Source organism: Parasphingorhabdus sp. (assembly GCF_036964565.1).
Taxonomy (GTDB): domain Bacteria; phylum Pseudomonadota; class Alphaproteobacteria; order Sphingomonadales; family Sphingomonadaceae; genus Parasphingorhabdus.
Map to the genome: position 1 here is coordinate 95,319 of NZ_JBALTN010000001.1, position 12,091 is coordinate 107,409.

Annotated in this window: 14 protein-coding genes; 11 read left to right on the plus strand and 3 right to left on the minus strand. The window is 62.1% G+C overall.

From position 1 onward, the window contains the following. Positions 1-38: 38 nt before the first annotated feature. Genes nagZ through tatC form a run of 6 tightly spaced genes read left to right on the plus strand, consistent with a single transcriptional unit; the run spans position 39 to position 3,967 of the window. Entirely contained in the window at positions 39-1,058 is a 1,020-nt protein-coding gene (gene nagZ / locus V7650_RS00420) for a beta-N-acetylhexosaminidase (RefSeq protein ID WP_335654554.1), read from the plus strand. Beyond that, the gene (locus V7650_RS00425; protein WP_335654268.1) at positions 1,055-1,837 is read left to right on the plus strand and encodes a segregation and condensation protein A; all 783 of its coding nucleotides are present in this window, start codon (positions 1,055-1,057) and stop codon (positions 1,835-1,837) included. Before nagZ ends, V7650_RS00425 begins: the two co-directional genes overlap by 4 nt. Before the next feature lie 34 nt (positions 1,838-1,871). Next, positions 1,872-2,531, plus strand: coding sequence for an SMC-Scp complex subunit ScpB (scpB, locus tag V7650_RS00430; protein WP_442955242.1), 660 nt, complete (start codon positions 1,872-1,874; stop codon positions 2,529-2,531). A gap of 25 nt (positions 2,532-2,556) precedes the next feature. Further along, positions 2,557-2,787, plus strand: coding sequence for a twin-arginine translocase TatA/TatE family subunit (locus tag V7650_RS00435; protein WP_335654269.1), 231 nt, complete (start codon positions 2,557-2,559; stop codon positions 2,785-2,787). A gap of 35 nt (positions 2,788-2,822) precedes the next feature. After that, on the plus strand, positions 2,823-3,194 hold the full coding sequence (locus tag V7650_RS00440; RefSeq protein ID WP_335654270.1) for a twin-arginine translocase subunit TatB: 372 nt from the start codon (positions 2,823-2,825) through the stop codon (positions 3,192-3,194). A gap of 20 nt (positions 3,195-3,214) precedes the next feature. After that, positions 3,215-3,967: a twin-arginine translocase subunit TatC gene (tatC, locus tag V7650_RS00445; RefSeq protein ID WP_335654556.1), complete on the plus strand. Its 753-nt coding sequence runs from the start codon at positions 3,215-3,217 to the stop codon at positions 3,965-3,967. Positions 3,968-4,088: 121 nt separating this feature from the next. On the opposite strand, the gene V7650_RS00450 is transcribed toward tatC, so the two are convergent. Together V7650_RS00450 and V7650_RS00455 are read right to left on the minus strand one after the other, a co-directional pair. Beyond that, the gene (locus V7650_RS00450) at positions 4,089-4,178 is read right to left on the minus strand and encodes an entericidin A/B family lipoprotein (protein ID WP_442955243.1); all 90 of its coding nucleotides are present in this window, start codon (positions 4,176-4,178) and stop codon (positions 4,089-4,091) included. Positions 4,179-4,225: 47 nt separating this feature from the next. Further along, on the minus strand, positions 4,226-6,367 hold the full coding sequence (locus tag V7650_RS00455; protein ID WP_335654272.1) for a TonB-dependent receptor: 2,142 nt from the start codon (positions 6,365-6,367) through the stop codon (positions 4,226-4,228). Positions 6,368-6,861: 494 nt separating this feature from the next. Between V7650_RS00455 and purT the strand changes: the two genes are divergently transcribed. Continuing rightward, positions 6,862-8,052, plus strand: coding sequence for a formate-dependent phosphoribosylglycinamide formyltransferase (gene purT, locus V7650_RS00460; protein ID WP_335654273.1), 1,191 nt, complete (start codon positions 6,862-6,864; stop codon positions 8,050-8,052). Between the two features lie 292 nt (positions 8,053-8,344). Further along, a complete protein-coding gene (locus tag V7650_RS00465; RefSeq protein WP_335654274.1) occupies positions 8,345-9,046 on the plus strand; it encodes a glutathione S-transferase family protein in 702 nt (233 codons plus the stop codon). An 89-nt stretch (positions 9,047-9,135) separates the two neighbouring features. Here V7650_RS00465 and V7650_RS00470 read toward each other — a convergent pair whose 3' ends face one another. Next, positions 9,136-9,375 carry a TFIIB-type zinc ribbon-containing protein gene (locus tag V7650_RS00470; RefSeq protein WP_442955240.1) on the minus strand — a complete coding sequence of 80 codons (240 nt, stop codon included), beginning with the start codon at positions 9,373-9,375 and terminating at the stop codon, positions 9,136-9,138. A gap of 405 nt (positions 9,376-9,780) precedes the next feature. On the opposite strand from V7650_RS00470, the gene V7650_RS00475 reads away from it, so the two are divergent. From V7650_RS00475 to V7650_RS00485, 3 genes are read left to right on the plus strand one after another with little or no spacing between them, the layout of a single operon-like run. Further along, a complete protein-coding gene (locus tag V7650_RS00475) occupies positions 9,781-10,776 on the plus strand; it encodes a cysteine synthase A (RefSeq protein ID WP_335654557.1) in 996 nt (331 codons plus the stop codon). Further along, a complete protein-coding gene (locus tag V7650_RS00480) occupies positions 10,769-11,137 on the plus strand; it encodes a hypothetical protein (protein ID WP_335654275.1) in 369 nt (122 codons plus the stop codon). The genes V7650_RS00475 and V7650_RS00480 overlap by 8 nt, the downstream gene beginning before the upstream one ends. Positions 11,138-11,165: 28 nt before the next feature. Further along, positions 11,166-11,930, plus strand: coding sequence for a Gldg family protein (locus tag V7650_RS00485; RefSeq protein WP_335654276.1), 765 nt, complete (start codon positions 11,166-11,168; stop codon positions 11,928-11,930). Positions 11,931-12,091: the final 161 nt, after the last annotated feature.

Here is a 12,091-nt window from a genome sequence, read left to right on the forward strand (position 1 = left end):
GTATGAGACATGTTGCGTGAAAAGAGTATGCCATGGCTATGACACCGGCGGTTTTTGGAATCTCGGGCCCGAGCCTGACCGCGGCTGAAAGATCCTTTTTCCGCGATTGTGACCCTGCGGGCTATATCATTTTCGGCCGCAACATCGAGAGCAAGGCGCAGCTCAGGGCACTGACCGACGCGTTGCGCGCCGTGCATGGCCGCGACGATCTGGCGATCCTGATCGATCAGGAAGGCGGCCGTGTCGCGCGGATGCAGGAGCCGGTCTGGCCCAAGTTCCCCGCCGGTGAAATATTCGACAAGCTGTACGACATCGCGCCGGCGACCGCGATCGAGGCCGCGCGGCTCAACGCGCAGGCGATTGCCGTGAGCCTCCGCGAAGTCGGCATCACCGTCGATTGCCTGCCACTGCTGGATGTGCGTCAGCCGGATGCCGACAATGTGATCGGCGATCGCGCGCTGGGCAGCGAACCGATGCGGGTTGCCGCCCTCGGCCGCGCCATTCTCGACGGTTTGCAGCGCGGCGGCGTGGTCGGCGTGGTCAAGCATCTGCCCGGCCATGGCCGGACCAGCGTCGACACCCATAAGGCGCTGCCGACGGTGACCGCCAGCGACGAGGAACTGCAGCTTGATCTGGCGCCATTCCAGACGCTGAACCAGGCGCCGATGGGCATGACCGGGCATCTGCTGTTCACCGCCTGGGATGCCGAAAACCCGTCGACGCTGTCGAAAACCGTGGTCCAGGACATCATCCGCGACCGGATCGGCTTCGACGGCCTGCTGTTCACCGATGATCTCGACATGGAAGCCCTGTCGGGAACCGTGCCCGAGCGGGCGGCTCGGGCGCAGGCAGCGGGCTGCGACATCGCGCTCAACTGCTGGGCGAAGATGGACGACATGATCGGCATTGTCGAACGGCTGGCGCCGATGTCCGACAAGACCAGGCAGCGGCTCGACCAGGCGATGGCAACGATTGCGGAAAGCCGCAGCGCGGGTTCCGCGGATGAGCTCGACGGCTTGCTGGCCCGGCGCGACGGGCTGATCGCTGCTGCGGCATGAGCGGGGACGCGCAGGACGAGGGATTCTTCTTTCCCCCCGAACCGGTGGCGGACGATGACTCGCTGACGCTGAATATCGACGGCTGGGAAGGGCCGCTCGATCTGCTGCTGGCGCTGGCGCGCAACCAGAAGGTGGACCTGCGCGAGATCTCGATACTCGAACTGGTCCAGGAATATCTGAAATATATCGCCAGTGCCCAGACCCTGAGGCTGGAGCTGGCGGCAGACTATCTGGTGATGGCCGCCTGGCTGACCTACCTCAAATCCGGCCTGCTGCTGCCGCGGGACCCGGAAATCGAACCGTCGCCCGAGGAACTGGCGCTGCGGCTGCAGATGCGGCTCGAGCGGCTCAATGCGATGCGGGAATCGGGCGCGCGCCTGCTGGCCCGCGACCGGATCGGCCGGGACGTGTTCATGCGTGGTGCCCCGGAAGGCCTGCGGGTGGTGAAGGACCGGCAGTGGCAGGCAGAATATTATGACCTGATCTCGGCCTACGCGCGGGTCAAGTTGCGCAGCGCGCCGGCGATCCACATCGTTCGGCAGCGTATGGTGATGACGCTGGAGGATGCAATCGCCCGGGTGTCGCGGATGCTCGGCGAAGCAATCGACTGGACCGATATCCGGCATTTCCTGCCGCCGGGCGCACCTCCGGAACTGCGCAAGTCGGCGCTCGCCTCGAGTTTTCTGGCGACGCTGGAACTGGCCCGGCAGGGCAGGCTCGAGTTGCAGCAGGAAGGCAGTTTTGCGCCGCTCAGAATAAAGGCAACGACTCATGGGTGAACATGACAGCGAAGACACCAGCCTGATCAATCCGATGCCGGAAGGCATGGATATCGGCAAGCGCGCGGTCGAGGCAACGCTCTTTGCATCGGAAAAGCCGATGACGCTTGCCGATATCCGCGCCTATGTCGGCGACGATCTCGATCTGCGCCGGATTCTGGCGGAGCTGCAGGAGGATTTCCAGCATCGCGGGATCGTGCTGGCCAGAACAGGGGACCGCTGGCATTTCCAGACGGCGCAGGACCTGTCGCATCTGTTGCGCCGCGAACGGGCCGAACTGCGCAAGCTCAGCCGCGCCGGCATGGAAACGCTGGCGATCATCGCCTATCACGAGCCGGTCAGCCGCGCGGAAATCGAGGCCATTCGGGGCGTCCAGGTCGCCAAGGGCACGCTTGACGTGCTGATGGAAACCGGATGGGTGCGCCCCGCCGGTCGCCGCGAAGTGCCGGGGCGTCCGCTGATCTACGCCACGACCGCCGATTTCCTCACTCATTTCGGGTTGCAGAGCCGCAGGGACCTTCCCGGTATCGATGACCTCAGAGCGGCGGGATTGCTGGATCCGGTGGATCTGGCGCTCGAACAGCTGGAACTCGAAGCCGAAGCGGAGGCTGACAGCGAGGCCGGGGAGCCGGTTGTGGAAGAGTTTGCAGATGATGACGGTGTTTTGCTGGAAAACCGGAATGAAAGCGCCTAAATAGGGCGCACAAGGAGAATATCGCATGCAACCGAGTATTTGGCAGATTTTAATCGTAGCAGCACTGGTGCTGATTCTGTTCGGGCGCGGCCGGATTTCCGAGATGATGGGCGATGTCGGAAAGGGCATCCGTTCATTCAAGCAAGGCATCACCGACGAAGAAGCCAATGCTGCCAAGCCTGCGCCGCAGATTGACAGCAAGGCTGGTGACCCATCGGCCGAGACAAGCAAGACCGCCGACAAGACGGCGGGTTGATCGGGCTGGTCTGCGGACTGAGGGCCGCATAGAATATGTTTGACCTTTCCATATCCGAGATCGCGATCATCGCGATCATCGCCACTGTCGTCATCGGGCCCAAGGAACTGCCGCGGGCGCTGGCAACCGCTGGCCGCTGGATGGCCAAGGGCCGCGGCCTGATGGCCAATTTCCGCACCGGTCTTGATGCCATGGTCCGCGAAGCGGAATTGCAGGAGATGGAAAAGAAATGGGCGTCGGAGAACGAGCGGATCATGCGCGAGCACCCGGCTCTCCCCGATGACAACACGGCGCAGGAACCGGCGATGGAGCCGCTGGACGGTCCGCCCGCGGAACCGCCTGGCGCACCGGTCGATTCCGGAGACGACCGCCCCGTCCCGCCACCTGCTGGCGACACCCGTTCGTGAACGATCAGAGCAAGCCGGATATGGATGAAAGCAAGGCGCCGCTGATCGAGCATCTCATCGAGCTGCGCCAGCGCCTGCTCTGGTCTGTAGCGGCGCTCACCGTTGCTTTTCTGGTCAGCATATTTTTCGCCGACGAGATTTTCGGCATATTGGTGCAGCCGTTGACCGATGCCTTCCCCGCCGGCGAGGGCAAGCTGATCTATACCAAGCTTTACGAAGCCTTTTTCGTCGAGATCAAGGTGGCCATGTTCGCGGCTTTCTTCCTCGCCTTTCCGATCATTTCCAACCAGCTGTGGGCATTTGTTGCGCCCGGTCTGTACGCGAACGAGAAAAAGGCGTTCCTGCCTTTTCTGATCGCCACGCCGGTGCTGTTCATGGCCGGTGCCTCGCTGGCCTATTTCATCGTCATGCCGACCGCATTCCGCTTTTTTCTGGGATTCGAAGGCACAGTCGGCGGCCTGCAGCAGGAAGCGCTGCCGGCGATGGGCGACTATCTGTCCCTGGTGATGCAGTTCATCCTGGCCTTCGGGGTGTGCTTCCAGCTCCCCGTCCTGCTGCTGCTTCTGAACCGGGCGGGGATTGTCACCCGCGAGCAGCTGAAGGGTATCCGGCGCTACATGATCGTCGGGGCATTTGCGGTCGCCGCCATCCTGACTCCGCCGGACGTGGTCTCGCAGCTGATGCTGGGAATTCCGCTGGTCCTGCTCTACGAAGTTTCGCTGCTGATCATGTGGTTCACCGATCGCGGCAAGCGCGAGATCGTTTCTTCCTGAGCGGCTGGCGAGAGGCTTGATAGGCTGCCAAGCGGCTTTTGCTAGGGGTGAGCCTGTCGAACGCTGGAGGATGAGAAGCAAGACTCGCCCATAGGTGCGACAGGCTCAATACTGAAAATGATCAGTCAATCGCGTCCTGGCCAGCCTGGCCTACGGACTCTATGTCACGGCCGGCACCTTTTACGGTGGCACAGGCGCTGAGCACGAGCATGGAGGAAATCAGGATTGCTACGGTAATTTTCTGCATTTCAAAATATCCTAAAAACTGAACTTTGCACTTACGCGAATATCACGTCCGGACAGCGGTACATAGTCTTTAGTGAACGAGGCATGACGACGGGCATTGACGTCGAAGATATTGTTGGCCGAGGCGAGCAGGGTAATATTGCCGTCCTTGCCGAATGGCCGCCAGGCGGTGGTCGCGTTGACCATCGTGAAACCCTCGCTCGGCGTTTCAAAGGCGGCGACTCGATTCTGGCTGTCCGACCATTCCACTTCGGCGCGCAGGTCGAGCGTATCGCTGTGCGCCTTCAGCCCGCCAAGCAGCCGCAGCGGCGGGATCCGGGGAACCGGTCCGCCGCCATTGTCGATCTTGGCGCGGACATAATCGGCGACCCCGTCGGCGATGAAGTCAAAGCCGCCGGCGCGGGCGAATACGACCGACGCCGAGGCTTCGAACCCGTAATAGGTCGCATCGCGCTGGAAATACTGGAAGACCGGCAATCCGTCCTCCTCGGCCCCGGTTTCCGCCTCGAAAATATAATCATTGAACAGATTGGCATAGACGGTGGCGCTCAGCTGCACATCGTCGCTGTCCCAGCGTGCATAGAGCTCGCCGCCCCAGCTTTTCTCGGTCGTGAAGTTGGGATTGCCGATCTCGAAGGCTTGGGTGGCGATATGCGGCCCGTTCGACAGAAGTTCCTCGGCCGACGGCGCGCGTTCCGACCGGGACAGGTTGCCGCCCAGCTTGAACGCGGAATCATCGGGCGCATAGGCCAGTCCGATGGCGCCGGAAACGGCGTTGAAGCTGCGATCGAAATTGACCAGATTGGCAGAAATGTCGGTTTGCTCGAAACGCACCGCGCCCTCTGCTTCCCAATTCCCCAGATCGACTTCCTGCACGGCGAACAGCGCCCAGCTTTCCAGGCTGTTCTTCGGCACGAATGCTTCCGCGCCAATGGCGTTGAAGTCGCGCACCAGCACCTGCGTGCCGATGACGCCCCGCCAGCCATCATGGTCGGCCTGCACCAGTTCGGCCCTTGCCTCGATCCCCGACACGGAAAAGACCGTGCCGATCTCGTCGCCCTCGAACTCGGTATGCTCATAGTCGGAATAGCCGGCACGGAAGTTCAGCGCCTCGAAAAAGCCGCCCATGTTGACGCCGCCGCGCAGATCGGCCCGCACCTGCTTGAGCCCGATGGTGACCGGTCCTTCCTCTTCGCCTTCCTCTTCTGCCTCGCCCTCCTCGCCATGCGCATGACCGCTGCCGGGCCGGGCCGGAACACCGTAGTCGGTGTCATAATAGCTGACCGAAAAGCCGAGATTGCCGCCGTCATCGATATAGGCAATGCCGGCACCCGCGGTTTCCGTCCGGCTGGCGGTATTGGGAACCCGGCCGCTGAGATTGGCGGTCTCGGTCAGTTCGGCGGCCTCGTCCTCATGGCCTTCCTCGGCCTCTTCCGCTGCTGCGGCTAGCACTTCGGCGCGCAGGGCAGGGGACAGGACATAGCCCGGCACCCGGACATCATCGGTGTCCCGGAAACTGCCGTCGACATGAAATACCAGCTTCGGCGTGACCGGCACATCGACCGATCCGGCGATGCTCCAGTCGTCGGCCGCGCTGCCATAGCCGCTAATTGCGTCGAGATGAACCAGGTCATCGGGAATATCGCGCGGGATGCGCTTGTCGATCACGTTCACCGCACCGCCGATTGCGTCGCCACCGAACAGCAGCACTGCCGGCCCGCGCAGCACTTCAACGCGCTGTGCGGTCAGCGGGTCGATCGTCACCGCGTGATCGACCGAGGTGTTCGAGGCGTCGAGTGAGCCGATACCGTCGGTCAGCACCTTCACGCGCGGGCCCTGAAACCCGCGCAGTACCGGGCGCGACGATCCCGGGGAGAAGGAGGTGGACGACACGCCCGGCAGACCGGTCAGGCTGTCGCCAATCTGGCCGCGCAGGTCTTCCGCCAGATCGTCGCCGGACAGCACCGAGGTTCCGGCCAATATGTCGAGCTGGTCGACATAGGGGGCGGTGACGACGATCATGTCATCCTTGTGGAAATCATCGGTGAGTCCGCGTTCAGCCCGTTCCGCCGGTTGTCTGACCTCTTGCGCGAGGGCAGGGGACACGGGCAGGGCGAGAATGGCAGCGGAAACAAGGAATCTTCTGTGCGACATAGGGGACTGACTCTTCTGTACAGGAGGGAGAACTGACGGCTCGATAGAGAAAATGTAATGATATATCAATCCCTGAATCCGGAAGAGTCGTCGAACTGGGCAAATTTTGCTGCAAATAGGGTGAACATACGGAAGAGAGGGTGATTGCAGGCGAGGGAGAGCTTCCCTTCTCCCGTGAGGGAGAAGGATGCGCAGACTTGGCAGCTTGCTGCCTAGTCGTAGCTGGATGAGGGTGTTCTGTAATCTGAAGCGCAGAACGCCCTCATCCAACGCCGCCTAATTCGCTTCGCTCATAAGGCTCTGTATCCTTCTCCCGCGCGGGAGAAGGTTTTCCCCTTTCATCTTCCCGCTGATTTCTTCTGGCTGCACAAATGGGCCGAGGGATGCACCTGTTGACCTTCGAGCCTTCGCGCGTCAAATCCCTGCTACATTCTCCCATGCTGGAGAGGGCAATTGCACTTGCGCCTGTCGATCAATCCCAACATAACGGTGCCATGACCTTCACCAAGACCATCCTCCTGCTCGGCTCCGGAGAGCTCGGCCGCGAATTCACCATTTCCGCCAAGCGGCTGGGCGCTTATGTGATCGCCTGCGATTCCTATGATCACGCGCCGGCGATGCAGGTGGCCGATGCCAGCGAGACCTTCTCGATGCTCGATGGCGACCGCCTGCGCGCGGCGATCGAAAAGCATCGGCCCGACCTGATCGTGCCCGAGGTCGAGGCGATCCGCACCGAAATATTGGCGGATATGGAGGCCGAAGGCTATCATGTCGTTCCGTCGGCGCGCGCGACCCAGCTGACGATGAATCGCGATGCGATCCGCGATGTTGCGGCACAGGAACTGGGCCTGACCACGTCGCGCTATCATTATGCCGAGAGTTTCGAACAGGTCGCCAGCGCTGCCGCTGACATCGGCCTGCCGCTGGTGATCAAGCCGGTGATGTCCTCGTCCGGCAAGGGCCAGAGCAAGGTCGACAGCGAAGCCGATCTGGAAGCCGCCTGGACCTACGCCGTCGCCAATATGCGCGGCGACCGGGCGCGGGTGATCGTCGAGCAATATATCGACTTCGATTACGAGATCACGCTGCTCACCGTCCGCACCCGCGACGGCATCCTCTTCTGTCCGCCGATCGGCCACCGGCAGGAACGCGGCGACTATCAGGAAAGCTGGCAGCCCGCCGCGATGACCGATGCGGCGCTGTCCGCGGCGCAGGAGATGGCGCGCAAGGTCGTCGAAAATCTCGCCGGCGCCGGCAAGGGCTGGGGGCTGTTCGGCGTCGAGTTTTTCGTCACGAAACAGGGCGAGGTGATCTTCTCCGAACTCAGCCCGCGGCCGCATGACACCGGCATGGTCACGCTGATCGGCCAGAACCTGAGCGAATTCGACCTGCACGCCCGCGCCATCATGGGCATGCCGGTTCCTCATCTCACGCTGACCGCCCCTGCCAGCGCCAGCGCGGTGATCCTGGCGAACCGCGACAGCGACAATTTTGCCTTTACCGGCATCGATGATGCCCTGGCGCTCGGCAGCGAGGGCGCGGAAGTGGACGTCCGGATATTCGGCAAGCCGGTGACCAGAGAGTGGCGGAGGATGGCGGTCGTGCTGGTTACAGGAGTCGATACCGATGCGGCGCGCGCACTTGCCAAGAAAGCGGCGGATGCGGTTGGAATCGAATATGGTTGAGGACAACCCCTTCTCCCGTGAGGGAGAAGGATACAGAGCCTTGCTGAGGAACGAAGCTAGGCGGCGTTGGATGAGGGTGTTCTGCGCTTCAGAGGACAGAACACCCTCATCCAGCTGCGACTAGGCAGCAAGCTGCCAAGTCTGCGCATCCTTCTCCCTCACGGGAGAAGGCAATTACAGCGCGCCTTTTCGTCTTTGCGCGAGAAAGTCTTCCTTCCCCTTCTCCATCAGGACAGGGCTTCCCAATCCCCAGCCAATCCGGCATGAACCGTCCAAACATCAGGAGAACCCCATGACCGCCCCCTATATCCTCTACGGCTCGCCCTTGTCCCCCTTCCAGCGCAAGGTCGAGGCGGTAATGGCGCTCAAGGGGCTGGACTATGACTGCGAGGAGGTCAGCGTCATGAAGATGCCGGACTGGTACAAGGCGATCAGCCCCCTCGGCCGCATCCCTTCGCTGCGGGTCACGGCAATCGCCGAAGAGGGACCGGATGGCACGATCACCGACAGTTCGGCAATCTGCGGCTATCTTGAGAAGAAGCAGCCGGATCCCGCCGTCTATCCTACCGATGCATTCGACCATGGCCGTGCGCTATGGCTGGAGGAATATGCCGATACCGGACTCGCGATGGCCGGTGGCATGGGCCTGTTCCGACCGATCCTGTTCAACCTGTTCCAGCGCAAGGAGCCGGATCTCGAGACGGCGCGCCGGACCTGGAACGAGAAACTGCCGCCGCTGTGGGATTATCTGGAGACCTGTCTGGACGGCCGCGCGCATTTTGTCGGCGACACAATTACCATTGCTGATATTTCGGTCGCCTGCCAGATCGCCCAGACCGACCTGCTCGCCGGCTTGCCGGACAAGGAGCGCTGGCCGTCGCTGGTCGCCCATTATGAAGCCATGAAGGCGCACGACTGTTTCCAGCGCAACAATGAAGGCTGCGCACGAATATTGTCAAAAATCGTGCCCGAGAAATTTGATCTGAACGCGTAGAGAAGGTGCCGGGCACCTGCGCTAAAGCCTGCGGTCCCGCCATCAGTCCATCAGAATAGTTTTTCCTGGGGCCAATGGCCCGTGCTTGCCTAGTCGAACAGTTCCTCGAGAAAGGATTTCTTTCGCTTGCGGGGCGGATAGCCGGAGCCTTCATAAGGGCGGCCGCGGTCGTCGCCATATCCGCGGGGATCGCGCTCGGGCCGGCTCGGCGGCGCCGGAGGTGCGGCCTGTTCGCTGCGCTCGATGATCTTGTCCAGTTCGCCGCGATCAAGCCATACGCCGCGACAGATCGGGCAACAGTCGATCTCGATACCCGCCCGTTCGCTCATCACCAGGGTCGCACCGTCAACCGGTCAGGCCATTGCTACATTATTCTGCTTATAATATTTTTCTCCGTGGTTGGGGGTCTTTCCCCGGCGATGGGTTCCAACCGGCAGCAGACAAGTGTCCTGACCCGGCTTCGGGTCGCGCTGGCTGCTGCTGGATACGGCGGGGAGGAGCAACAAACCGCTTTCCTACAGAGGCGCAGGCGGTGTATTCTGTTGGTATGAACGCTCTTCCTCTCCTCGCCTGTGCTGTTGCAAAAATGGCGGACACTGCCTTTTGCAGGCGCCAAGGAAATGTTTCCAATAGGGGGTGTGACCCTGTGTGACCCTCGCTCGAAAAAGTCCTGCTTTCCGACCGACAAGCAAGCGCTGCTTGCGGTGCCCCGCTGGCGTGCCTATTAAATGGCTATGACTATCATAGCGAACAGCCTCGATCTGATCGGCAACACCCCGCTCGTCCGCCTTTCCGGCCCGAGCGAGGCCGCCGGTTGCGACATTTACGGCAAATGCGAATTTGCCAATCCGGGTGCGTCGGTCAAGGACCGCGCCGCGCTCTACATCATCCAGGATGCCGAGGACCGGGGCCTGCTCAAACCGGGCGGACGCATTGTCGAGGGTACCGCCGGCAATACCGGGATCGGCATCGCGCTGGTCGCCAACGCCAAGGGCTATAAATCGACCATCGTCATGCCGGAAACGCAGAGCCGCGAGAAAATGGACACGCTGCGCGCGCTCGGCGCCGAGCTGATCACCGTGCCGGCCGCACCTTATTCCAGCCAGTGCCATTTCGTCCACCAGTCGCGCCGGATCGCCGAAGAGACTGAAGGCGCCGTATGGGCCAACCAGTTCGACAATGTCGCCAACCGCCGCGCCCATATTGAGACGACGGCCGAAGAAATCTGGCAACAGATGGACGGGCGGATCGACGGCTTTACTTGCGCCGTCGGCACCGGCGGCACCCTGGCCGGGGTCGGTATGGGCCTCAAGGCAAAGAGCGAGAAGGTAACGATCGCGCTGTCCGACCCGCACGGCGCCGCGCTCTACGAATATTATGCTCATGGCGAGCTCAAGTCGGAGGGCAACAGCGTTGCCGAGGGCATCGGCCAGGGCCGGATCACCGGCAATCTGGAAGACGCGCCGATCGACAAGCAGTACCGGATTTCCGACGAGCAGGGCCTGGCCTGGGTCGAGCGGCTGCTGATGGACGAAGGCCTGTGTCTCGGCCTGTCCTCGGGCATCAATGTCGCCGGCGCAATCGCGCTCGGCAAGGAATTGGGACCGGGCAGCCGGGTCGTCACGATCCTGTGCGACACCGGTTTCCGCTATCTGTCGTCGCTCTACAACGCCGCCTGGCTCAGGGAGAAAGGGCTGCCGGTCTTCCCGTGGCTTGACCAGAATGGATAGAAAGAACCAGAGTTCCGGTCGCCAGGACACGATGCAGCGGATTCAGGTCGGCGTGATCGGCCTTGCCGCCGTGCTGCTGCTGGTCAGCATCGCCAATTTCGTGATCCAGCGGGCCAGCGACGAGAAGACCGTGGTCGAGGAAATGCAGGCCAAGGGCACGGATATTGCTCCGCCAATGGTCAGCAATCCGGAGGAAAAGCCTGCCGAGCCGCTTGCCGAACTGGGCATTACGCCGGCACCCGCAAAGGATAGCGGCAGTCCCGAGGGCCAGAAGCCGGCAACGAACCTGCCGGGACAGACCGTCCCCGACCTTAGGCCTGATCCCAATCTGGATGCGCCGATGGACCGGGAGCGGCGCTAGTTTGCCGAACCTTGGGCAGACGATTTTTTTGGCGCTGCTGACCCAGTTGTCGCTGACGCAATGTTCCGCTGCCGACAGTCCGGCCGCGCCGCCTGCGGACCGCCTCCGGGTCCAGCTGATGACCAGCCTGCCGCTGGTTTGGGGGGAGGGGGCGTCGATGCAATCCGTTCTCTCGGGAGAGACGGAGCCCGCGCCGGTTTACCGCTACTGGCAGCAGCAATATGACATGGTCGCCATCGACAGTCTCGAAAAGCTGGCCGAACAGGATCCGGACAGGCTGATCCTCGCCCAGCCGCGCGCGATGGCGCCAGCCGATCTGGCGGACCTTGATGCCTGGGTCGGCGCTGGCGGCGATGTCATCATCCTGACCGACCCCGACCTTGCCTGGCCGAGCGCATTGCCTTTCGCCGATCCTCGCCGACCGCTGGCCGGTGGTCTGCTGTCGCCGCTCCTCGATCACTGGGGCGTGGAGCTGACTGGAACCGCCGACGCGGGTGCGCTGGTCGAGCCTGTCCGAATGGACCAATATAGCTTTATCACTCGCGTGCCCGGCGCGCTCGCGCCGATAGCTGGCGGCAGCAGGGCGGATGTGCGCTGCACTTTTCACGAAACCGGCTTCCTCGCTCACTGTTCCGTCGGCAAGGGGCGGGCCATCATCGTGGCGGATGCGGATTTTCTGGATGCCGCCCTGTGGCCGGAAGAGGCCCGACGCATTCCAGCGCAAAGTGGCGCAATTCGCTTCATGGATTCGCTGATCCGCGGCCAGCGGCAGAGCGGGGAAGCGGGCGAATGAGGATATTTCCGGCATTTTCAGACATTAAGCGCTCGTGTCTCGAGAAGAGCCTCAAGCGAGGCGAAATTATAATGACACAATTTCAACAGGTTAATCTTCCTGACCCGTAATATCCCCTAATATCCCCTTCCATCCCCGACCGTCCCCTGATAACCCGGATT

What these genes read in the sequence shown, in the direction of transcription:
- purT (WP_335654273.1), top strand. Translation starts at nt 6,862, where the DNA reads ATGACCTTCACCAAGACCATCCTCCTGCTCGGCTCCGGAGAGCTCGGC.
- V7650_RS00470 (WP_442955240.1), bottom strand. Translation starts at nt 9,375, where the DNA reads ATGAGCGAACGGGCGGGTATCGAGATCGACTGTTGCCCGATCTGTCGC.
- V7650_RS00480 (WP_335654275.1), top strand. Translation starts at nt 10,769, where the DNA reads ATGGATAGAAAGAACCAGAGTTCCGGTCGCCAGGACACGATGCAGCGG.
- V7650_RS00440 (WP_335654270.1), top strand. Translation starts at nt 2,823, where the DNA reads ATGTTTGACCTTTCCATATCCGAGATCGCGATCATCGCGATCATCGCC.
- nagZ (WP_335654554.1), top strand. Translation starts at nt 39, where the DNA reads ATGACACCGGCGGTTTTTGGAATCTCGGGCCCGAGCCTGACCGCGGCT.
- V7650_RS00425 (WP_335654268.1), top strand. Translation starts at nt 1,055, where the DNA reads ATGAGCGGGGACGCGCAGGACGAGGGATTCTTCTTTCCCCCCGAACCG.
- tatC (WP_335654556.1), top strand. Translation starts at nt 3,215, where the DNA reads ATGGATGAAAGCAAGGCGCCGCTGATCGAGCATCTCATCGAGCTGCGC.
- V7650_RS00455 (WP_335654272.1), bottom strand. Translation starts at nt 6,367, where the DNA reads ATGTCGCACAGAAGATTCCTTGTTTCCGCTGCCATTCTCGCCCTGCCC.
- scpB (WP_442955242.1), top strand. Translation starts at nt 1,872, where the DNA reads ATGCCGGAAGGCATGGATATCGGCAAGCGCGCGGTCGAGGCAACGCTC.
- V7650_RS00450 (WP_442955243.1), bottom strand. Translation starts at nt 4,178, where the DNA reads ATGCTCGTGCTCAGCGCCTGTGCCACCGTAAAAGGTGCCGGCCGTGAC.
- V7650_RS00435 (WP_335654269.1), top strand. Translation starts at nt 2,557, where the DNA reads ATGCAACCGAGTATTTGGCAGATTTTAATCGTAGCAGCACTGGTGCTG.
- V7650_RS00475 (WP_335654557.1), top strand. Translation starts at nt 9,781, where the DNA reads ATGACTATCATAGCGAACAGCCTCGATCTGATCGGCAACACCCCGCTC.
- V7650_RS00465 (WP_335654274.1), top strand. Translation starts at nt 8,345, where the DNA reads ATGACCGCCCCCTATATCCTCTACGGCTCGCCCTTGTCCCCCTTCCAG.